Source organism: Natronomonas salinimetallica, from assembly GCF_013839515.1.
Lineage (GTDB): Archaea > Halobacteriota > Halobacteria > Halobacteriales > Haloarculaceae > Natronomonas.
Map to the genome: position 1 here is coordinate 102237 of NZ_JACDNQ010000002.1, position 21082 is coordinate 123318.

Sequence of the window (21082 nt, forward strand, 5' to 3'; positions counted from 1 at the left end):
GCCGGGCGACTCCCGGGGGTCGATTGATACTGGTGGACGAAATCAAATGAAACCGACTCACGAGTGATCCGCCGTTCGCTCCGTCGAACGGCGTGATCCTCGTGCGTCGTGTGTACATTCTTTTGTTCGTCAGTATGAGTCGGGTGCTTCCGTATCGCCTCCGACGACCGTTTCGCCGTCGCCGGTCTCGACGTAGACGTCGTCGGCGAACCCGGCGATCGCGTTCTCGTATTCGGTCGTCTCCAGCCGCTCGGGCGTTGCGGGGGCGTCCGCGACGCCTTCCGCCGGGGCGAACACCCCGAGCGGATCGTCGATGGTGATCTCATAACGCTCGAAGAACGTTTCATAACGGCGGTAATGGGCTTCGAGTTCCTCGCCCGGAATCTCCATCATCTCCGTCCAGCCGTGATCGAAGAAATCGAAGTTCGCCTGGATGTGCGTGATCTCTCTGGCCTCGGCCTCGGTGTAGCCGGACTCGAGGGCGGCAACGTAGCTGTCCATCGTCGCATCGAAGAAGTCATCGAGGTGGTCGCGCCGCTCCTCGCGGCTTCCCTCCGTTGTCTTCCCCAGGAAGATCTTCGTATGCATCTTCACCAGGCCGTACCGTGCGACTCCCTTGATGCCGGGGGTAGTGAGCGCTTTCTTCGATGCCCAGTGGCGCGGGTTCTGATAGATCTTCATACGAACGGGGAGGGCCCGAGGCGTATTGAACGCCCTGCTAGCGGAACCGGCCTTTCGGCGACGCTCCGTCGGTCGCCCCCGGCCGTGTATACACCTTCGGCGTCCCGTCGGCCCCATCGAACCGGGGGCGTCGATATGGCAATTAACATTAACCCGGATCCTCTATCCGTACCCATGTGTGCGTCCCACGTAATCATCGGTGACGGCATTGCCGGCGCCTCCGCGGCCGAAACGATCCGGGAGGGCGATCCGGACGCCGACATCACCGTGCTCACCGAGGAAGGCGAAGCCCTATACAACCGAATCCTGATCAAGGAATTCGCCAAGGGAAAGCTCCCGGAGGCCCCCGTCTCGATCCACGACCCCGACTGGTACGACGAGCGCGAAATCGACCTGCGACTCGATACGGTCGTCACCGAAGTCGACCCCGACGCTCACGAGGTCTACACCTACGGGGGGGAGACCTTCGAATACGACAAACTCCTCGTCGCGACCGGCGGGACGCCGACACAGCTCCCGGTCGACAACAGCGACGCCGACGGGATCCACCACTTCTGGACGTTCGAGGACGCACGAGCCATCAAACGGAGCGCGGAGGCAGCCGAGAAGGGCGTCGTGGTCGGTGCGGGACTGTTGGGTATCGACCTCGCCGCCATCTGTGGCGCACAGAACGTCGACGCACACTACCTGATGCGCGGCGAGTCCTGGTGGCGATACGCGCTCTCCCCGGACGGCGCGGAGATCATCCACGATGCCCTCGAAGACGTCGGCGTTACGCCGGTGTTCGATTCGGGCGTCGATCACTTCGAGACCGACGACGAGGGGCACGTGACCGCCGCGGTCGATCCCAACGGCGAGCGCTTCGAGGCGGAGTTCGCCGGGATCGCGATCGGGCTGAACTTCAACACCGAGTTCCTCCGCGGAAGCGGGATCGAGACCGACAACGGGATCATCACCGACGAGTACATGCGGACGAACGTCGAGGACGTCTACGCCGCCGGTGACATCACCGAGTTCTACGACGTAATTCTCGGCGACCGCGCCCAAAACGGCGCGTGGGGGTCGGCGAAGGAGCAGGGCAACATCGCCGGACAGAACATGGTCGCCGACGGCCCCGAGGCGGAGTTCGAATGGGTCTCCTCGTACTCGATCACCCACTTCGAGTTCCCGTTTCTCTCCTTCGGCCACCCGACCCGCGGCGACGACTCGGTCGAAAAGAAATACGACGACGGGACCTGGCGTCGGGTCGCACTCAAGGACGGCCGCGTCATCGGCGGCGTGCTCATCGGCGACCTCTCGGCACAGTCGGTATTAAAAAAGCTCGCCCGGAAGCGACTCGACGTCTCCGACCGGACCGATCTCCTCTTGGAACAGGGCGTCGACATCGACGCCTTCGAGGATCCGGCGACGGCGGACTGATCCGGCACCGACGCCCGTGCTCCCGTCGCCGGGGCCGCCGACCCGATTCCAAAGTGTTTTCTCTCGGCACCTCCCTCTACCGCGTATGGACGGCGGCGGCTCATCAGACATGACGCTCGCGTTCGAGTTGGAAACGCTCAAAGAGCTTGCGAACCCCGAAGCGGTGTTTTCGGACGCCCGTTCGTGGAGCGAGTACGTCGGGGTGATCTCCGAGAAGCCGACCTACGTGGTAACGAACTTCACGCGGAAAAACCGGATCAGACAGGATTTCTTCTCCGGACCGCGGGGCCGCGAGGAGAGCCTCGAAAGCGTCAAAAACCAGTTCCAGACCGACCGCCACGTCTTCGTCGGGCAGAGCGAGGCCGACGAGTCCCTCGCGGAGACCGCAGACTGGGAGTTCCTCCCGATCGAATCGGCGGCGGAGGCGGCCGGATGGGAACTCAGCACCGACGACGAAACCGGAGAGGACGCCGAGGTCGAACGCCGCGACGACTGGCCGTAGGCTGCCCCCTCAAAGCGCCGCGCGCCCGGCGGACCCGATTCGGATTCGGATTCGGCTACCCTTAAGGGGCCGGCGGACCCGGATACGGGTATGGGTCTCGACATTGGTCAAGCGCTCCGCGAGGGAGCGTCCCGCACGGCCGGAAGGAACGGCCTCCTCGTGGCCGCCGTTTTCGCCGGTATCGCCCTCCTGACGACGGTACTGTTTCAATCGCTCCTCATCGCCGCCGCCGAATCGGCACTTTCGACGTTTCAGAGCGCGTCCCCACAGGAGTTGGGGCTCGCGCCGGCGGAGTACGACGACGCGATCACCCAGTTTGAGACGGCGCACGAGCAGGTCCGATCGAACGCTCCGTTCGCTGTCGACCTCTCGGCTGGGATCGCTGCTGCTGGATTGCTCGTCTTGGCGATCGGTGCTGAGGCTGTCTCGATCGCCGCAGTTCGTGTCTTCGCGACCGACGAACCAGGGACGGCAACGGCCGATCTCATTACCGACAATGCCCTGCTCGCGACGCTGAACGGCTTCGTCGGCAAGATCGTCGTTTGGGGGCTCATCCTCGTCGGATCGCTGTTCTTGTTGGTGCCGGGGGTCGTCCTCGCGGTCCTGTTTTTCTTCCTCAGACAGGAGATCGCCATCCACGACAAGAACTTCGTCCAGGGGATGGCCGATTCCTGGCGGGTCACGAAGGGACACCGGGTCGAAGTCTTCCTCGTCGGTGCCGTCCTCGTCATCGTCTCGCGGTTCGAGGAGGTAACGTCCGCGGCCATTGGTGTCGTTTCGACCCCTGCTGGAACGGTCGCCGCGGCGGTCGTCGGCGGCCTGTTGGGCGCGTTCGGCACGGCGGCCGCGACGCGCGCGTACGTCCAAATCGGCGTCGACGAGGGCGGTGACGCCACGGACGACGCCGAACCGGACGAGGAGCCGAAAGACCCCTACGACGCGGCGCTCAGTGCGGACGACCTCACGCGGTGACCGAACGCCGTCTTTAACCGGATCGGCCGCCCAGACAGGACAATGCCAACGCCGCGCGTTCCGGGCGACGACGACCGACTCGAGCTCCCCTGTGGCGAGACCGTCCGGGCCGTCGACCTCGATATGGGTCTCCGGGAACTCGAGTGCGACTGTGGCGGACACCACGCCCTCGTCGTCGATGCCCACCCGATCTCGCGATTCGTTCCCGAGTCGATCGTCGACGTGTTGGCCGGGAGCATCGAGACCGACGACGAGTTCCCCGAGTTCGGTACGCCACACGTGATGGGGATGGTTCTGGAGGAGTTCCCCGAGAAGGTGTCCGTCGCCGACGTCTCCGACGACGGCCGGGTCGGATACGCGCTGATCTGGATCGCCGACTTCGACGCCCGCCGCCTCCACGAAATCGTCGTCGAACTCCTCGTCGAGTTGATGGAACACGCCGCGAGCCACGGCGACGAGGCGACCGCAACGCGGTTCGAACAGCAGATGCTCGAGTTCGACGTCGCGGCGTTCGTCGAGGAGTACCGCCACGAGCGCGAGTTCGACTCGGAGTTCGACACGCCGGTCTGATCCGGCCGGCAACCGGGCCGCAGCCGACCTCCGGGGCGGACGTGACCGACAGCCGTGTCGGACGGCCGAACCGCCCGCAGTCGCCCGGTATTCCCGCCCTCCGTGTATGACATTTGTCTGACGGATGCTTATGGTATGGGAGGCCATGTACACCCACATGCGCATACGCCGTGGCGAGTTCGAGCGTATCCGCTCCGTGCTGTCGGAGGCCGATCCGGACGAGCCGTTGACCGCCCGGGAGATCCTCGAGTTGCTCGAGGACTACGGCGAGGAGTTCGACAGCGCCCACCGCGTAGCGACGGTACTCGGGCGCGAGGCCGACGGCGGCGCCGCCGACGTCGAGGTCATCCGGGATCAGCCCTACCGGTATCGACTCGGCGACGGGCGAAACTGAGAGCCGGCGTGGGGCGGCCCGCCGTCGATATACACGGCGACCCGCGCGACGGCGTTCCGAGCGCTCACGTGTCGCCGAACCGATCGAGCCCGACCTGTTTTCGCCGAACGCCGTCCGGATCGGCCACCCACGGGGTTCGGTCGTCCCTGACGGATTCGGTGTCGGCTGCCGGCGGGTCCGCCGGCGCGTGGCCCGCACAGTCGGGGCCGCATTCGCGGGCCGGATCGACGAACCGACCCTTCCACGCGCAGTAGGGCAACACGTCCGACGGCCCGAACGGCGGACCGCGCGCGCTCGCCTGCTCACATCCCGGCATCGTGTCGGGCCGCCAGCCCTTCCCGTAGGCGCGCTCGGCGATCCGCCGGCGGAGTCGCGCTTTCTCCGCGGCCCCGACCGGCTCGATCTCGACCGCGGTCGGCGACCCGTCCAGCACGGCGATCCCGGCCTCGTCGGCCGCCAAGGGCTCCGGTTCACGTACCGTCTCGAAGTCCCCCGCCTCGGCGTCGAAACGCCACACGCCGACCGGATCGGGGATTCGATGTAGGTGTGCGCCGGTCACGTACGATTCGGTGACGAGGACGACCTCGTCGAAAAGCGACAACGAGACGTCCTTTCGCAACTGGCGTTCGAGGTCACCGGGGCGAGCGAGATCCGGCTTGTTCTCGAACGCGCGGAGCCCGCCGATCCACTCGGGATACTCACTCGCCCGGCGGACAAACCGGCGTCCGCCGCGGTGCTCGGTCTCGAAGAAGCCGATCCGGATGGCCCGGTCGGCGATCGCGGCCGCGCGCTCTGGGGTGGCGTCGATCGCTTCGGTCGGCCGGCGCGCCCGTCCGACACCCACGTCACTCTCGATGGCGGGGCCGGGAATCGCCTCGGACGTGATCTCCGTCCGGCGACCGAACGCCGGTCCCGGTGAGACCTCGACGACGTCGACGATCCGGGTGTGGGTGCCGAGTTGGCGCGCGAGGAGGCCATCGCTATCGGCCTCGAGGGCGCTGCACATCGCGAGTTCGAAGGCGAACTCCCGCACGTTTCCTCCGAGGGGCGGCGGAACCAAAAACGGCGCGCTCGAGGGGGAACGTCCGCCGTTATGCGAACGCGAGGTCCTGTTCGGCTTCGAGCAGTTCGTGATAGCGGTTGCGGATGGTGACCTCGGAGATGTCCGCGACCTCCGAGACGGCGGCCTGCGTCGTCTTCTCGTTGGTGAGAAGGGAGGCGGCGTAGACGGCGGCGGCGGCGAGGCCGACCGGCGACTTCCCCGAGTGGACGCCCTGCTCTTTGGCGTTGCCGAGTAGCTTCCGGGCGCGGTTTTCGGCCTCCTCGGAGAGGTCGAGTTCGCTCGCAAAGCGCGGGACGTAGCTCTCGGGGTCGGCGGGCGCGACTTCGAGGCCGAGTTCGCGGACGACGTAGCGGTACGTGCGGGCGATCTCGCTTTTTTCGACGCGGGAGACCCCCGCGACCTCGTCGAGGCTGCGCGGGACACCGGCCTGTCTGGCGGCGGCGTACACCGACGACGTCGAGACGCCCTCGATGGAGCGGCCGGGGAGGAGGTTTTCGTCGAGCGCGCGTCGGTAGATGACGCTTGCGGTTTCGCGGACGTTTTCGGGGAGGCCGAGCGCGGAGGCCATTCGATCGATTTCGCCGAGGGCCTGTTTGAGGTTGCGTTCCTTGGAGTCACGCGTCCGGAAGCGCTCGTTCCACTTGCGGAGTCGCTGCATCTTCTGGCGCTGGCGGGAGTCGAGGGAGTTCCCGTAGGCGTCCTGATCGCGCCAGTCGATGTTGGTCGAGAGGCCCTTGTCGTGCATCATGTTGGTGGTAGGGGCTCCGACGCGGGACTTTTGATCCTTTTCGGCGCTGTCGAAGGCGCGCCACTCGGGACCGCGGTCGATCTCGTCTTCCTCGACGACGAGGCCACAGTCTCGACAGACCGTCTCGCCGTGCTCCGAGTCGGCTGTGACCTTGCCGCCGCACTCCGGACAGCCAGTCGTCTCGTCTCGTTCGGTCTCCGTTTCGGTCTCGGTCTCGGTCGTCCGTGTTCGTGTATGTTCGCTCATGCTACGTGGCGGGGGCTGCCAGGCAGGGATTTACCCCAGAAAGACCCGGTCAGATGTCAGTATATAGTGGACGTGCGAAAGGTATTTAAATACTTTGGTGCTTTCGGGCGACGCCATCGGAAAAGCGCGGTGGCCGTCGTACTCGCCCCGGCGACGTGGTGTCGATTTATACCTGCGTGTGGCGTATCCCGGGTATGGACCGAGACGCATTCGCCGCCCGCATCGATCACACTGCCCTCGGGCCGGAAACGGCTGTCGGTGACGTCGAAGCGGCGCTCGACGTCGCTGCCCGGTACGGCATGAACGCCCGCGTTCCGCCGTGCTACGCCGCCGAGGCCGCCGAGCACGCACCGGCGGTGACGCTCGTCAGCGTCTGTGGGTTTCCCCACGGACAGGCGGCCCCCGAAACCAAGGAGTTCGAAGCCGAGCAGGTCTGGCGGGACGGGGCAGACGAAATCGACGCCATGCTCAACGTCGGGCGGCTCCGCGACGGCGACGACGCGGCGGTCGAAGACGAACTCGCGCGGACGGTGGCGGCGGTTCCGATCCCGGTGACCGTCGTCGTCGAAGCGCCGCTGCTCTCGGTCGGAAAGCTCCGGACCGCCTGTGAGCTCGCCGAGGAGGCCGGTGCCGCGTCCCTCGGGACGACGACCGGCTTCTCCGGCGGTGCGACCGTCGAGGACGTCGAGATCATGTCCGAGTACCTGCCGGTGAAAGCGAGCGGGGGCATCGAGGGCTTCGATACGGCGCTCGCCATGCTCGAGGCGGGGGCCGACCGCATCGGGACGCCGGCCGGCGACGCGATCGTCGAGGGGTTCGACGCCGACGCGGTCGACGCGTCGCGGGTCGCTCCGACCGAGGAGTGATCGCCCCCGAATGGTCCGAAGCGTCGCCCTTTTGCCCGGCGGCGCACAAGAGCCGGTAGCCGATGGCCACCTACCACATCGAGACGTACGGCTGTACGTCGAACCGGGGTGAGAGCCGCCGGATCGAGCGTTCGCTCCGCGATGCGGGCCACCACCCCGTCGAGGGCCCCGACAACGCCGACGTGGCCATCCTCAACACCTGTACGGTCGTCGAAAAGACCGAACGGAACATGCTGCGCCGCGCCGAGGAACTGGCGTCCGAGACCGCTGATTTGATCGTCACCGGCTGTATGGCGCTCGCTCAGGGCGAGGCGTTCGCCGATCTGGACGTCCAGGTGCTCCACTGGGACGACGTCCCCACCGCGGTCACGAACGGCGAGTGCCCGACGACGACGCCCGACGCCGAGCCGATCCTCGACGGCGTCATCGGCATCCTTCCGATCGCCCGTGGCTGTATGAGCAACTGCTCGTACTGTATCACCAAATTCGCCACCGGCCGGGTCGACTCGCCCTCCGTCGAGGAGAACGTCGAGAAGGCCAGAGCGCTCGTCCACGCCGGCGCGAAGGAGATCCGCGTGACCGGCCAGGATACCGGCGTCTACGGCTGGGACACCGGCGAGCGGAAGCTCCCCGAGCTGCTCGATCGGATCTGTGAGATCGACGGCGAGTTCCGGGTCCGCCTCGGGATGGCAAACCCCGGCGGGATCCACGGCATCCACGAGGAGCTGGCCGACGTTTTCGCCGAAAACAAGAAGCTCTACGATTTCATCCACGCCCCCGTCCAGTCGGGCTCCGACGAGGTCTTAGAGACGATGCGCCGCCAACACCGCGTCGAGAAGTTCGAGGAGGTCGTCGAGGCGTTCGACGACCGTCTCGACCACTGGACGCTCTCGACGGACTTCATCGTCGGCTTTCCGACCGAAACCGAGGCCGACCACGAGCGCTCGATGGCGCTTCTCGCCGACGTGCGTCCCGAGAAGATCAACGTCACCCGCTTCTCGAAGCGTCCCGGCACCGACGCCGCCGAAATGAAGGGCCTCGGCGGGACGAAAAAGAAAGAGCGCTCCAAGGCGATGTCGGAGTTGAAACGCGAGATCTGTACGGAGACACACGCCTCGATGGTCGGCGACATCCACGAGGTTCTGGCCGTCGAGCCCGGCACCGGTGATTCGATCAAGTGCCGCGACGAGGCCTACCGGCAGGTGATCGTCACGGACGCGGCTGATCGTGGCGTCGAAGTAGGCGACGTCCTCGACGTCGAGATCACGGCCAGCGAAGCGATGTACTGTTTCGGCCAGCCGGTCTGATTCCCTCCCCGCGCTTCCGGCATCCGACGGTCCATACGACGACCCACCGTCGACGACGGTCCATACGACGACCCAACGACGCCATCGGCGCGGAGTTATTCTTCGGTGGCGTCTTTCCACTCGCCGATTCCGGCCGGGTCGAGATGGAGGTGGACGTCGCCGACGTCCTCGAGATCCCGAAGCGACGTGACGAGATCGGTCTCGATGTCGTGGGCCTCGATGAGCGTCAGTTCGCCGTCGACCTCGACGTGGGCTTCGACCTCCAGATCCGTCCCGTCGTAGAAGACGACGAGGTCGTGGACCCCCGAGACCGCCGAATGCGACCGGAGGACGTCCGCCACCGCCCGGCACTGCTCGTCACTCGGGGCGGCACCGATCAGATACGAGACGTTTTCGCGACCGATCTCGACGCCCTGATAGACGACCAGGAGGCTGACGAGTCCGCCCGCGAGCGCGTCGAGAACCGGGTAGCCGAAAAAGACGCCGATGACGCCCGCCAGGGCGGCGATGGACGTGTAGATGTCGTTACGACAATCGATCGCTAGGGCATCGAGTGCCGACGAACCGACGGTCGTGTTCACGCGGACGGTGTACCAGTACACCAGATACATATCGGCCATCGCGAACACCAACGAGCCGACGAGCAAGGGGCTAAAATCGACGGACGGCCCCTCGATCAGGCCGAGGGCGGACTCATACAGGAGGTTGAGCCCCAACAGGACGATGACGCTCCCGACGAACAGCGCGGCCAGCGGCTCGACCCGCTGGTGGCCGTGCGGGTGGGTCTCATCGGGGTCGTCGTAGACGCTTCGGCCCCACACCAACACGACGACGCTCGCGACGAGGTCGGCGACCGAGTGAGCGGCGTCGGCGAGGAGGGCGACGGAGCCGAACGCGAGCCCGGCGGCCGCTTCGACGACGATCTTGACCGCGTTCCCGACGACGTTGACGACGGTGGCGCGCGTGAACCCGCGCCTCTCGCGGTCGGCGTCCAGGCCCGCCTCGGCGACGGCCGTATCGCTCACGGCGAAATATATCCGAACCGTCCGCATAAATCATCGGATTAGTCACTGACGAGGACGGCACTGCCCTCGGGGCATCGCGTCCCCGGCTGGTCGGCGAAGGCCGCCCGGAGTTGGTCGTAGCTCTCCTCGAGCGCCTGGACGATGACTTTCGTATCCGAACAGACCGGCATGAAGTTGGTGTCTCCACCCCATCTCGGGACGACGTGCGTGTGGAGGTGGCCGTCGACGGAACCACCCGACGCGTCGCCGAGGTTGAGACCGAGGTTGAGACCGTCCGGGTCGAACGCCGCCTCGAGCGCGGTCATGGTCCGCTGTTTGAGCCGGGCGTGGTCCGTGAGCGCCGCCTCCCCGAGGTCGGTGTACTCGCCGGTGTGTCGTTTCGGGATGACCATGACGTGGCCGGGGTTGTACGGATAATTGTTCAACAGGACGAACGTACGGTCGGACTCGGCGACGACGAGCGCCTCCCGGGCGTCGTCGCGCTCGGGGAGGACACAGAAGGGACAGCCATCGATCTCCGTCTCCGAGCCGTCGCGCTCGACCCACTCGATTCGCCAGGGAGCGAATACCTGATCCATGTGCCGGTTCGGGGCGGCTCCCGGATAATCCGTTCGAGCCGAACCAAGTATATAAAAGTTGTGCCCGTTTACCGGTCGCGGTAACCGTTCATACCGACACAGACTCCGTTTTAAACGGTCTTCGGCTCCGAAAGGCCGTTTCGGCGGATCGGGCCGCTCCCGGTGAACGGTCCGGAACCGACTCGCCGTTTTAGGCCCGTTCGACGCTACCGAACCCGATACATGTCGACTCGAACCGACGACGCGGACGGCACGATGACCGAAACCTGTGAGACGTGTGGCCGAAACACCCCCCACGACGTTTCGATTCAGCTCCGGACCGAGAGCCAACGGAGCGAAAACGCCGAGTTCTCCCGGGAGCCCTACCGCGTCGCGGTCTGTCGGCGCTGTGGCGACGAACAAACGATCCGAATGAACAACGCGTAGCGCCGTCCACGGTCGCCGCTGGCTCGGTTCACGATCGACGGGCGGATTCGTCCGGAAACTGCTCCCGACGTACCAGAATCTTCTTTGTCCGCCTCATCCGAGACGGAGGTATATGATTCCGATCGACGACACGCCGCTGTGTCGGGACGGGAAGGTGCTCATCTTGGCCTACGACCACGGCCTCGAACACGGTCCCGTCGACTTCGAGGACGTCCCTGAAAGCGCCAACCCCGAGCGGATCTTCGAGGCGGCGACCCACCCGGCTGTCACCTCCGTCGCCGTCCAGAAGGGACTCGCCGAGACCTACTACCCCAGCTACGAGGACGACGCCACCCTCCTTGCGAAACTCAACGGCACGTCGAACCTCTGGATGGGCGAACCGGACTCGGCGGTCAACTGCTCGGTCGAGTACGCGGCCGAACTGGGCGCTTCGTCGGTCGGGTTCACCATCTACGGCGGCTCGAACAACGAAATCGAGATGGCCGAGGAGTTCCGTGAGGCCCACGAAGCGGCCCGCGAGCACGACCTCCCCGTCGTGATGTGGTCGTATCCGCGCGGACAGGGGCTCAAAAACGACACGAAGCCCTCGACGATCTCCTATGCCGCCCGCCTCGCTCTCGAGTTGGGCGCGGACGTCGCAAAGGTCAAACACCCCGGCAGCCGTGCGGCGATGGAGGACGCCGTCCGAATGGCCGGCAACACGAAAGTCGTCATGTCCGGCGGCTCGAAACGCAGCGATCGCTCCTTCCTCGAAAGCGTCAAGCAGACGATCGACGCGGGTGGCAAGGGGCTCGCGGTCGGCCGGAACGTCTGGCAGCGCGAGAACCCGGAACGCCTCCTCGACGCCATCGAAGCGGTCATATTCGAGGAGGCGACCGTCGAGGAGGCGCTCGCCGCGGCCGAATAGATGTCCGACCCCATCGACGCCGTCGTCGACGCCGTTGTCTCGACCGTTCCCGATGTCCGCGGCGGACTCGCAAACCGGCGCAGCTACGAGTCCGGGGCCAACCCCTCGGGCGACCGCCAGCTCGCGGCCGACGTCTACGCCGACGAGCTGCTCGAAGACCGGCTCCTCGGCGTCGATGCCGTCGCGGGGTACGCGAGCGAGGAGCGTGAATCGATCGTCCGCACCGAGGGACGGTACTACGTCGCCGCGGACCCGCTCGATGGCTCCTCGAACCTCAAATCGAACAACGCGATGGGGACGGTCTTCGGCGTCTACGACGAACCGCTGCCGACGAGCGGGCGGGACCTCCTTGCCAGCGGGTTCGTCCTCTATGGGCCGATCACGACGATGGTCCTCGCCCGCGGGGGAACGGTCACGGAGTCCGTGATCGACGCCGACGGGACCCGTCGGACCGTCACGGAAGACTTGACGCTACCCGAGGATCCGACCGTCTACGGCTTCGGCGGTCGCGTCCCCCAGTGGCGGGACGCCTTCGCCGGGTACGTCTCGGCGGTCGAAGCAGAACTGAAGCTCCGATACAGCGGCGCGATGATCGGCGACGTCAACCAGGTGTTGACGTACGGCGGGATATTCGGCTATCCCGGTCTCCGGGACCGCCCCGAGGGAAAGCTTCGGCTGTGTTTCGAAGGCCACCCGATCGCACACGTCGTCGAGACGGCCGGTGGGGCGTCCTCGAACGGCGAGCGATCGCTGCTGGATCTGACGCCCGAACGTCTCCACGAGCGAACGCCGCTTTTCGTCGGCAACGACGAGTACATCGATCGGCTCGAAGCGGCGCTCGGGTAGGCCGGTCGGGCTTCGCCCGGCCGGGGGACGGCGAAGGCCCCGTCTCACAACGGCTATCGTGTCCGCCGCGGAACGGCGAATATGTCCGCCCTCCCGATACCGTACGCTGCCGTTTTGGCGTTCCGAGACGACTACTCCGGGCGAAAGCTCCGGACGACGGAGTGACACTGCGCGTTCAGACGGTCCCGACGGCGGCGTCCACGCCGATCGCGACAGCCACCAACCCCGTGGCGTACACCGACGACCCGACCATCGAGGAGGCCGAAAACCGGACCACGTCGCCCCCGGCCATCGCGGCGGGGACGGTGAGCGATCCGCGGGCGACCGGCAGCGTGTTCGACATCGCGACCGCCGCCATCCCCCAGCGATCGAGCCACCGGAGCAGACGGCCGCCGTCGTCGGGGGCGCTCGGACCGGGCAGCGATTCTGGCGAGAGGCCGGTCCGTCGGACCAACACGAAGAGCGTGAACTGGCCGAGTGTCGCCCCGGCGACGGCGACGACGGCCGCCGATGCGATCCCGAACGCGTCGCTGCCGACGGCCAGCGCCGTCGCCACGAACAGCGTCCGGGTCGGGATGAGCTTTCCGACGAGCGCGCCCTCGAGAACGAACACGACCAACAGGACGGCGATCCCGTAGGTGGCGACGAGCCCGACACCCGCGTCGACGGCTGCGGTGTGCATACCGCTGGATACCGTCGGTTTCGTATATAAACCTTCAGAGGGTGTGAGACCGAACGCTGCGACCGTAGGTTGGGGTGCCCCTGTCCGGTCGACGGGCGACGGGGGGCGACAGCCACCAGAGCGAAGGCCGCGGCCCTCACAGTCGTCGTATGATACAGGAGGGCCAGACGGCACCCGACTTCGCGCTCCCGGGCGTCGAGGGCGGCGATCCCGCAGTCTACGAGCTGTTTCGTCCCGTCGAGTCCGGCGACGCCGTGTTGTTGTGGTTCGCCCCGGCGACGTTTCTGCCGACCGTGACGGCGGAGTTGTGTGCTATCGAGGCGCTGGGTTGGCACGACCTTCCGGGACTGCAGGTGTGGGCGCTCTCGATGGACAGCATCTACGCGGCCGCGGGCTATGCCGACCGGTACGGGCTCTCGATGGCGCTTCTCGGCGACGCCGAGAGCGCGGCGGAGTACTACGGCGTCCGCCACGACGAGTGGGAGGGCCACTACGGCGTCCCGAAGCGAGCGGTCTTTCTCGTCGGAGCCGACTGGGACGTCGCGTTCGCGTGGGTCGGCGACGACGCCTTCGAGAGGCCGGATCCCTCGCCGGTCGAGGCGGTCGGCGAACACGTCTCGGAGCTGTTTCCGTCGGCTCGGACCGACGCATCGGTCGACTACCGGAGCGCGTCGAGTCGCCGCTTGAGCCGCCTTGCGGCGTCGCCGGCCGCCCGGAAGTAGGCGCTCTCGTCGTCCGCCCCCTCGCCGGCGAAGATGATCCCGCGCGAGGAGTTGACCAATCCGACGCCCTCGGCGAGGCCGTACTCGACCGCCGCGTCGGCGTCGCCGCCCTGTGCGCCGACGCCGGGGACGAGAAACGGGAGATCGACGCGAGCCCTGAGCCGCTCTAGCTCCTCGGGAGCCGTCGCGCCGACGACGAGGCCGACGTTGTCGTTCCCGTCCCACGCCGCACACCGCTCGGCCACGTACTGATACAGCGGCTTGTCGTTGCCGATATCGAGGGTCTGGAAGTCGGAGCCACCGCTGTTGGAGGTCCGACAGAGAACGAAGACGCCCTTCTCCGACCGGGAGAGATACGGCTCGATGGTGTCCCGGCCCATATAGGGGTTGACGGTGATCGCGTCGGCGTCGAGACCGTCGGCGTCGAGCGCGCTCGCGTACTGTCTGGCGGTATTGCCGATGTCGCCACGTTTGGCGTCGAGCAGGACGGGGACACCCTTGCCGTGGGCGTAGGCGACCGTCTCCTCCAGCGCCCGCCAGCCGTCTGGGTCCTCGTAGAACGCGGCGTTCGGTTTGTAACAGGCCGCGTGTTCGTGTGTCGCGTCGATGACCCGGCGGTTGAACGCCCACCGCGGGAGATCCGCGTCGAGAAACGCCGGCAAGCGGTCCGGGTCGGGGTCCAGCCCGACCGAGACGACGCTACCCGTCGCGTCGATCCTGGCTTCGAGGTCCTCGAAAAAGCCCATAGCACCGACTGTCCGCGCCCGAACAAAAACGCTCCTGTTCGGCCGACCGCGGGTTCGGCGGGCACTCGGACTCCCCGCCCGAATCGACCGGGGGGCTGTCGGACGATATATATTGTCGGCTGCCCAACCGCTATCCGTGCCCACAGCCGTCGTGTTCGATCTCGACGATACGCTCGCGGTGACCGAGGCCGACCGCTCGACGCTGCTCGAGGCTGCCGCCGACCGGGCGGACGTGACATTGACGTTCGACCGGGAGTCGTATCTCGACGCCCACCGCGAACACAGTGGGACCGAAAGCAGGCTGCCGGTCTTCGAGGCGCTCGTCGATGCCCGCGCCGACGCCCCCGAGTTGACCCGCGCGTACCGCGAGACGATCGGCGACGCGCTCGCCCCGGTCGAGGGCGCCGAGGCGGTCCTCTCCGCGCTCCGGGGGCGATACCGTCTGGGACTCTTAACCGACGGCCCGGGGCGGACCCAACGAGACAAACTCGGACGGTTAGGCTGGGGCGACGCGTTCGACGCGATCGTCGTCACCGGGCCGATCGAATCGCCGAAACCGGACCGTCGGGCGTTCGAGACGGTCGTCGACGAACTCGGTGTCGCGCCCGCCGATGCGGCCTACGTCGGTGACGACCCCGACCGCGATATCTCGGGAGCGGCGGCGGCCGGGCTTGCGACCGTACAGGTCCGGTATCCCGGTGGTCCCCCACCACACCCGGACGCCGACGCGACGATCCGGCGCGGCGAGTTCGGATCCCTACCCGCCGTCCTGGAGTCGCTCCTCGGCGACGGCGCGGACGACGCGTAGTGCGGCCTTCACTTCGGCCCCGTCCTCGACGAAGACGAGCGTCCGGGGCGGATCGACGGATTTCGGCCGGACCCGAAGCCCGTGGTCGTGTCCCGCCGAGGCGGCCGTCGCCGGTTCGACGGAAAACTCCACGCGGAGCCGATCGGGGTGGACGTACGCCTCGGCCATCCGGCCGTCGATCGCGACACGGTCGCCACCGGGGGGTCCTCCATCGTTCCCCGAGACGTCCGCATCCGATCCCGTGGCATCCCTACCGCCCCCGGCCGCGATGGCGAACGCAAACGCCCCGGCGTCGGTCGCCTCGACGTCGGTGTTCGCATCGACGATCCGGAGCCGGCCGAGGACGCCCCGCTCGTGGCCGTGAATCTCCGAGGACAGCAATCTCCCGATACGCGTTCCGTCCGTGAGTTCGTCTCTAACCATTTCCGTTCCGTTCTCTAACCATTTCCGTTCCCTTGGTTTATAAACTCGCACGTGCGATCTCCGTGAGTTCGTCGACGTCGATTCCCCGGCGGTGTGCGTAGAGGACGGCAGCCGCCTCGACGGTGACAGCGAGCTCCGACTGGAGGCCGTTGATCCCGGCAACGGCGTCCTGTTTGTCCTCGCCCGCCTCGACGAGGGCCCCGAGGAGGCGCTCGAACGTCGATCGCTCCCGGAGGATCGACTCGTCGGGTTCGAACCCCTCCGGAACCGTCGTCGTCTGTGGATCGAACCGGGCCTCGAGCGTGCCGTCCTCGCGGCGAAGCAATCCCTCGCTGGCGGCGACGTCCACCAGCCGCTTTGCCTGATCCGGCGAGAACCAATCGCGGTCGAGCGAGAGCGCGACGACGAAGGCGCTCTCGCCCATCTCCTCGCCGCCCGCTTCGCGGAACGGGGCGGCAACGGCCGTCCGGAGGCTCATACCCCATTCTCCGTTCGCCGATTCAAATAGCCGTCGGTCCGGACCGTCCCGCTGGACGCCAACGGGATCGGCCGTCACCGCCTCTGGTATCGATGGTTCGGGCGGTCCATCCGGTTCCCGGGGGCGCTCTCCGGGCGGCTTTCGGCCCCCTCACTCGCCGACCGTCGTACCGTTCTCGCCCGTCAACACCGCGACGTTTTCTTCCCCCCAGGTGAACGCGGCCCGGCGTCGACCCTCGAAGGAGAGATACGACGCGATCGTACAGAGCGCCCGATCGGCCAACTCGCTCGTCGTCGGGCCGCCGTCCGTCGAGTCATCGCCGCCGGCGTGGGCTGCCGGCAGGTCCGCGATGTGTGACCGTTCGGCCTCGTCCCCGTCCGGATCGAACCACTCCTCTTCGATTGCTTCGCCGGCCGCCCGATAACGGATCTTCGCGCCGTTCGAAAACCGGATCTCGACCGCCGGGTCGCCGTCCTCCGTCGTCGTCCGCGGCCGGACGGTCTCGAGCGCCGGGAGGGCTTCGCCGTCGCGGTCGGTTCCGCCCGCGACACCGGACGCGCCGGGTTCGGACATACCGGACGGTAGGTGGTCGACCGGAATACGGGTATACTCACGGTACCGTGGGATATCAAGACCCACCGCGGGACGCCGGACAGCGGGACCGACGGCGGAACCATGACCTCACGGGAGGCGATACCGGATCCCGACATCCCGGTCGCGACCGGACGGCGTGGCCGTACTCACTCGGCCAGTTCGTCGAAGCGTGCGGCGAGGTCGAGGTCCTTTTCCGTAATCCCTCCCGCGTCGTGGGTTGTCAGTCGGACCTCGACCTCGCGCCAGCCGATCGTCATCTCGGGGTGGTGAAACGCCTCTTCGGCGAGGCCACCAGCACCCGACGCGAACCCGATCCCCTCGAGGTAGGAGTCGAACTCGAAGGTGCGAACGATCTCCTCGCCCTCGCGCGACCAGTCGTCCGGGAGTGCCGTCTCGACTTCGTCGTCCGAAAGTACGTCGCTCATGGTCGTTCGGTGGGGACGCTCCCGCATAAGCGTTGGTCGAACTCCGGCTCGATCAATCGCCTGCGAGCGGTGATGCCCGAACCTCCGAGCCGAGCGTTCGGACGCGCCAGACCGATACCAGCGTCAACGCGAACGCCGCAAAGGAGAGCCCGACGATCAGGAGCTGTCCGGTATCGCCGAACGCCTGCCGGGTGATGATGAGCTGGGCGATGACGAGCACTGCTGCGGTTGCCCCCGCCATGGAGACGCCCCGGAGGTCGATCTCTCGGCCCCAAAGCGAGACGACTGTGAGCGCCGAAAATATCGCGAAGCCGAGTCCGTAGTAACTGAACTGGACGATCTCGCCGAAGCTGAAGAACAGCCGCGGCGTGAGCGCGACCATCACCGGAAACCCGAGCAATGCGACCGTACCGGCCCGCCGAACGCCGGTCGTCGAGACCGGGGACCGCTCGGCGTGTGTCCACACCGTCGCGGCCACGAGCGATCCGAGGATGAGCGATGCGAGGCCGAAATGCAGGGTCAACACGAGCACGGAGTAGCCGAAGACGAACTCGTGGACGAGAACGGTGAACGCGCCGAAGACGACCTGCAGCGGCGTCAAGAGCACGGCGACGAGCATCGCCAGCCGGACGCGGCGGCTGCCGGCGCCACGCCAGGCGGCGATCGTCGATCCGACGATCAAAAGTCCGGTGACCATCGCTACGAGGCGGTGGAACCATTCGATAAACGACATGAAGTTCGCGGGGAAGAGCCCGAAGACGGCACCGTCACACAGCGGCCAGCGGGCCTCACACGTAAGTCCGGCGCCGGTCGTCGCGGTGATGACCCCGATGAGCGCGGTGATCGCCGTCATGACCGTAGTCACGAGCAGTAGCCGTCGGAAGTCCATGAATCGGTCTCCGTACCGAACCAACATATATGCCGCGAAACCGGGCCGGCCCGCGCTCCGCCCCGTCGAATATTGAACCACGCCCCCGTACTGATACTGTCGGACGTACCGACTCGAATCGCGGGGCACTCGACACGCACGTTCGACCGGCGGTTTATACTGTCGGACGTAACTACTTGAATCGAAAATCTCTGAGCGTCGTGTTACAGTACGGTTTCGTCTATCTAAACGATTCAGGTATTCACGAAATTACGTCCGACAGTATTAGACATGTACCGAGTCGGACGTTCACGAACGGACGTCCGGCAGTATGAGGAGACCTCCATCGGGTCACGTCCTCCCGTCGGACTCCGGTCTCTCCCCCCCGGTGTCGGCACGCCCCGTCTCCCGCCCCCCGATCTCGGTGGGTACATTTTTAATCTCCCTGTACGGCGTATCCCTATGGGACTGGATGAAGATTCATTAGAGTATCACCGAGTCGACCCGCCGGGAAAGATCGAGATCTCGACGACGAAGCCGACGAACACCCAGCGGGATCTCTCCTTGGCGTACTCACCCGGCGTGGCCGCCCCCTGCAACGAAATCGCCGCGGACACCGAACAGGCCTACACCTACACCACGAAAGGCAACATGGTCGGAGTGGTCTCCAACGGCAGCGCCGTCCTGGGACTGGGCGACATCGGGGCCCAGGCCTCGAAACCGGTCATGGAGGGCAAAGGCGTCCTCTTCAAACGCTTCGCCGACATCGACGTCTTCGACATCGAACTCGATCAGGACGACGCCGAGGACATCGTCACGTCGGTGAGCGCAATGGAGCCGACGTTCGGCGGGATCAACCTGGAGGACATCAAGGCCCCCGAATGTTTCGAGATCGAGACGCGCCTGCGCGAGGAGATGGACATTCCCGTCTTCCACGACGACCAACACGGCACCGCGATCATCTCCGGGGCCGCGCTGCTCAACGCCGCCGAAGTTGCCGGCAAACCCCTCGAAAACCTCGATATCGTCTTCTCCGGAGCCGGTGCTTCGGCCATCGCAACCGCGCGGTTCTACGTTTCACTCGGTGCCGACGCGGACAATATCACGATGTGTGACTCCTCGGGGATTATCACCGAGGCCCGCGGGGAGGCGGGCGAACTCAACGAGTACAAACGCGAGTTCGCGAGTTCGGGGTCGGGCGGTGATCTGGCGGACGCGATGGCGGGTGCGGACGTATTCGTCGGGCTGTCGGTGGGTGGCATCGTCTCCGAGGCGATGGTGCGTTCGATGGCCGACGATCCGATCGTTTTTGCGATGGCGAACCCGGACCCGGAGATCCGGTACGAGGCGGCCAAGGGCGCCCGCGAGGACACGGTGATCATGGCGACGGGACGGTCGGATTACCCCAATCAGGTCAACAACGTCCTTGGGTTCCCCTTCATCTTCCGCGGCGCGTTGGACGTCAGAGCGACCGAGATCAACGAGGCGATGAAAGTCGCCGCCGCCGAGGCGCTGGCGGACCTCGCCAAACAGGACGTCCCCGACGCCGTCGTCAAAGCCTACGGCGACCAGCCCCTGCAGTTCGGCCCCGAGTACATCATCCCAAAGCCCCTCGACCCCCGCGTCCTCTTCGAGGTCGCACCCGCGGTCGCGGAGGCCGCGATAGAAAGCGGTAGCGCCCGCGAGGACTTCGACCTCGACGAGTACGCCGAACGGCTGGAGGCGCGGTTGGGGAAATCGAGGGAGATGATGCGGGTGGTATTGAACAAGGCCAAAAGCGATCCCAAACGCCTCGTCCTCGCCGAGGGCGACGACGAAAAGATGGTCCGGGCCGCCTACCAGTTGATCGATCAGGGGATCGCCGAACCGATCCTCATCGGCGACCGTGAGGAGATCTGGGCCCAGGCCGAAGCGCTCGGTCTCGATTTCGATCCCGAGATCGTCGACCCGGAGGAGGGGAATCTCGCTCCGTACGCCGATCGGCTTTACGAACTCCGCCGGCGCAAGGGCGTCACCCGGCGGGAAGCCGACGAACTCATCGAGGACGGCAACTACCTCGGTAGCGTGATGGTCGAGATGGGCGATGCCGACGCCATGCTGACCGGGCTGATGCATCACTATCCTTCGGCGTTGCGGCCGCCGCTACAGATCGTCGGGACCGAGGAGGAATCGGAGTACGCGGCGGGGGTGTACATGCTGACGTTCAAAAACCAGGTCGTCTTCATCGCCGACGCGACGGTCAACCAGGCCCCGGACGGGGACGTCCTAGAGGAGGTGACGAAACAGACCGCCGAGTTGGCCCGCCGGTTCAACGTCGAACCGCGGGCGGCGCTTCTGTCGTATTCGGACTTCGGCAGCGTCGACAACGAGGGGACCCGCAAGCCGCGGGAGGCGGCCCGACGGCTGCGTGAGGACCCCGACGTCGGCTTCCCCGTCGACGGCGAGATGCAGGCCGACACCGCCGTCGTCGAGGAGATGCTCGAAGGGAGCTACGGGTTCTCTGATCTGGAGGAACCGGCGAACGTGTTGGTGTTTCCGAACCTGGAGGCCGGCAACATCGCTTACAAACTGCTACAGCGGCTCGGCGGCGCCGAGGCCATCGGCCCGATGCTCGTCGGCATGGACAAACCCGTCCACGTCCTCCAGCGCGGCGACGAGGTCAAAGACATCGTCAACCTCGCCGGCGTCGCCGTCGTCGACGCCCAGTCGGGCAACGCCCAATAACCGCCACACGTTGGCCGGACATCGCGGGGGTCGAGGTTCGAAACGTTGAAACCGCGTTCAGC

At 66.4% G+C, this 21082-nt stretch carries 25 protein-coding genes; 13 read left to right on the forward strand and 12 right to left on the reverse strand.

The window, feature by feature from the left end; genetic code table 11:
• Positions 1-129: 129 nt before the first annotated feature.
• Positions 130-681, reverse strand: a complete 552-nt coding sequence (locus HZR14_RS01790) for a DUF6149 family protein (RefSeq protein ID WP_181691160.1) — start codon at positions 679-681, stop codon at positions 130-132.
• A 174-nt stretch (positions 682-855) separates the two neighbouring features.
• On the opposite strand from HZR14_RS01790, the gene HZR14_RS01795 reads away from it, so the two are divergent.
• From HZR14_RS01795 to HZR14_RS01815, 5 genes are all read left to right on the forward strand, one after another.
• Positions 856-2100, forward strand: a complete 1245-nt coding sequence (locus tag HZR14_RS01795) for an NAD(P)/FAD-dependent oxidoreductase (protein WP_181691292.1) — start codon at positions 856-858, stop codon at positions 2098-2100.
• 85 nt (positions 2101-2185) lie between these two features.
• On the forward strand, positions 2186-2602 hold the full coding sequence (locus tag HZR14_RS01800) for a DUF7124 domain-containing protein (protein ID WP_181691161.1): 417 nt from the start codon (positions 2186-2188) through the stop codon (positions 2600-2602).
• Between the two features lie 90 nt (positions 2603-2692).
• Complete coding sequence (locus HZR14_RS01805) at positions 2693-3574, forward strand: DUF7847 domain-containing protein (RefSeq protein WP_181691162.1); 882 nt, start codon at positions 2693-2695, stop codon at positions 3572-3574.
• Between the two features lie 42 nt (positions 3575-3616).
• Complete coding sequence (locus HZR14_RS01810) at positions 3617-4144, forward strand: DUF5815 family protein (RefSeq protein ID WP_181691163.1); 528 nt, start codon at positions 3617-3619, stop codon at positions 4142-4144.
• Positions 4145-4301: 157 nt separating this feature from the next.
• Positions 4302-4538 carry a hypothetical protein gene (locus HZR14_RS01815; protein ID WP_181691164.1) on the forward strand — a complete coding sequence of 79 codons (237 nt, stop codon included), beginning with the start codon at positions 4302-4304 and terminating at the stop codon, positions 4536-4538.
• 64 nt (positions 4539-4602) lie between these two features.
• On the opposite strand, the gene HZR14_RS01820 is transcribed toward HZR14_RS01815, so the two are convergent.
• Together HZR14_RS01820 and HZR14_RS01825 are read right to left on the reverse strand one after the other, a co-directional pair.
• A complete protein-coding gene (locus tag HZR14_RS01820; protein WP_181691165.1) occupies positions 4603-5571 on the reverse strand; it encodes a DUF5787 family protein in 969 nt (322 codons plus the stop codon).
• A gap of 58 nt (positions 5572-5629) precedes the next feature.
• On the reverse strand, positions 5630-6595 hold the full coding sequence (locus HZR14_RS01825; protein ID WP_181691166.1) for a transcription initiation factor IIB: 966 nt from the start codon (positions 6593-6595) through the stop codon (positions 5630-5632).
• Positions 6596-6789: 194 nt separating this feature from the next.
• Between HZR14_RS01825 and deoC the strand changes: the two genes are divergently transcribed.
• Both deoC and HZR14_RS01835 read left to right on the forward strand, forming a co-directional pair.
• Positions 6790-7461 carry a deoxyribose-phosphate aldolase gene (gene deoC / locus HZR14_RS01830; protein WP_181691167.1) on the forward strand — a complete coding sequence of 224 codons (672 nt, stop codon included), beginning with the start codon at positions 6790-6792 and terminating at the stop codon, positions 7459-7461.
• 62 nt (positions 7462-7523) lie between these two features.
• The gene (locus HZR14_RS01835) at positions 7524-8768 is read left to right on the forward strand and encodes a tRNA (N(6)-L-threonylcarbamoyladenosine(37)-C(2))-methylthiotransferase (protein ID WP_181691168.1); all 1245 of its coding nucleotides are present in this window, start codon (positions 7524-7526) and stop codon (positions 8766-8768) included.
• A 95-nt stretch (positions 8769-8863) separates the two neighbouring features.
• Here the strand turns inward: HZR14_RS01835 and HZR14_RS01840 are convergent, their stop codons facing one another.
• Positions 8864-9793 (reverse strand): cation diffusion facilitator family transporter, encoded by a 930-nt coding sequence (locus HZR14_RS01840; protein WP_370464939.1) that lies wholly within the window; start codon positions 9791-9793, stop codon positions 8864-8866.
• Positions 9794-9831: 38 nt separating this feature from the next.
• On the reverse strand, positions 9832-10371 hold the full coding sequence (locus tag HZR14_RS01845) for an HIT family protein (RefSeq protein ID WP_181691170.1): 540 nt from the start codon (positions 10369-10371) through the stop codon (positions 9832-9834).
• 222 nt (positions 10372-10593) lie between these two features.
• Between HZR14_RS01845 and HZR14_RS01850 the strand changes: the two genes are divergently transcribed.
• The 3 genes from HZR14_RS01850 to HZR14_RS01860 all read left to right on the forward strand — a co-directional run bounded on the left by HZR14_RS01850 (position 10594) and on the right by HZR14_RS01860 (position 12550).
• Positions 10594-10797, forward strand: coding sequence for a DUF7835 family putative zinc beta-ribbon protein (locus HZR14_RS01850; protein ID WP_181691171.1), 204 nt, complete (start codon positions 10594-10596; stop codon positions 10795-10797).
• Positions 10798-10909: 112 nt separating this feature from the next.
• A complete protein-coding gene (locus HZR14_RS01855; RefSeq protein ID WP_181691172.1) occupies positions 10910-11704 on the forward strand; it encodes a class I fructose-bisphosphate aldolase in 795 nt (264 codons plus the stop codon).
• Positions 11705-12550 (forward strand): class 1 fructose-bisphosphatase, encoded by an 846-nt coding sequence (locus HZR14_RS01860; protein ID WP_181691173.1) that lies wholly within the window; start codon positions 11705-11707, stop codon positions 12548-12550.
• Between the two features lie 175 nt (positions 12551-12725).
• On the opposite strand, the gene HZR14_RS01865 is transcribed toward HZR14_RS01860, so the two are convergent.
• The gene (locus HZR14_RS01865; RefSeq protein ID WP_181691174.1) at positions 12726-13232 is read right to left on the reverse strand and encodes a DedA family protein; all 507 of its coding nucleotides are present in this window, start codon (positions 13230-13232) and stop codon (positions 12726-12728) included.
• Between the two features lie 149 nt (positions 13233-13381).
• Between HZR14_RS01865 and HZR14_RS01870 the strand changes: the two genes are divergently transcribed.
• A complete protein-coding gene (locus tag HZR14_RS01870) occupies positions 13382-13954 on the forward strand; it encodes a redoxin domain-containing protein (protein WP_181691175.1) in 573 nt (190 codons plus the stop codon).
• Here the strand turns inward: HZR14_RS01870 and pyrF are convergent.
• Positions 13891-14700, reverse strand: coding sequence for an orotidine-5'-phosphate decarboxylase (gene pyrF, locus HZR14_RS01875; RefSeq protein WP_181691176.1), 810 nt, complete (start codon positions 14698-14700; stop codon positions 13891-13893). The genes HZR14_RS01870 and pyrF overlap by 64 nt on opposite strands.
• A 136-nt stretch (positions 14701-14836) precedes the next feature.
• Here pyrF and HZR14_RS01880 point away from each other — a divergent pair, with 136 nt between their 5' ends.
• Positions 14837-15508 carry an HAD family hydrolase gene (locus HZR14_RS01880; protein WP_181691177.1) on the forward strand — a complete coding sequence of 224 codons (672 nt, stop codon included), beginning with the start codon at positions 14837-14839 and terminating at the stop codon, positions 15506-15508.
• On the opposite strand, the gene HZR14_RS01885 is transcribed toward HZR14_RS01880, so the two are convergent.
• The 5 genes from HZR14_RS01885 to HZR14_RS01905 all read right to left on the reverse strand — a co-directional run bounded on the left by HZR14_RS01885 (position 15458) and on the right by HZR14_RS01905 (position 18317).
• Positions 15458-15931 (reverse strand): DUF7993 family protein, encoded by a 474-nt coding sequence (locus tag HZR14_RS01885; protein ID WP_181691178.1) that lies wholly within the window; start codon positions 15929-15931, stop codon positions 15458-15460. The genes HZR14_RS01880 and HZR14_RS01885 overlap by 51 nt on opposite strands.
• Before the next feature lie 37 nt (positions 15932-15968).
• A complete protein-coding gene (locus HZR14_RS01890) occupies positions 15969-16409 on the reverse strand; it encodes a DUF2240 family protein (protein WP_181691179.1) in 441 nt (146 codons plus the stop codon).
• A gap of 150 nt (positions 16410-16559) precedes the next feature.
• Positions 16560-16982: a hypothetical protein gene (locus HZR14_RS01895; RefSeq protein WP_181691180.1), complete on the reverse strand. Its 423-nt coding sequence runs from the start codon at positions 16980-16982 to the stop codon at positions 16560-16562.
• A gap of 167 nt (positions 16983-17149) precedes the next feature.
• Positions 17150-17428, reverse strand: a complete 279-nt coding sequence (locus HZR14_RS01900; protein WP_181691181.1) for a 4a-hydroxytetrahydrobiopterin dehydratase — start codon at positions 17426-17428, stop codon at positions 17150-17152.
• 52 nt (positions 17429-17480) lie between these two features.
• On the reverse strand, positions 17481-18317 hold the full coding sequence (locus HZR14_RS01905; RefSeq protein WP_181691182.1) for a COX15/CtaA family protein: 837 nt from the start codon (positions 18315-18317) through the stop codon (positions 17481-17483).
• Between the two features lie 441 nt (positions 18318-18758).
• On the opposite strand from HZR14_RS01905, the gene HZR14_RS01910 reads away from it, so the two are divergent.
• Positions 18759-21020 (forward strand): NADP-dependent malic enzyme, encoded by a 2262-nt coding sequence (locus HZR14_RS01910; protein WP_181691183.1) that lies wholly within the window; start codon positions 18759-18761, stop codon positions 21018-21020.
• Positions 21021-21082: the final 62 nt, after the last annotated feature.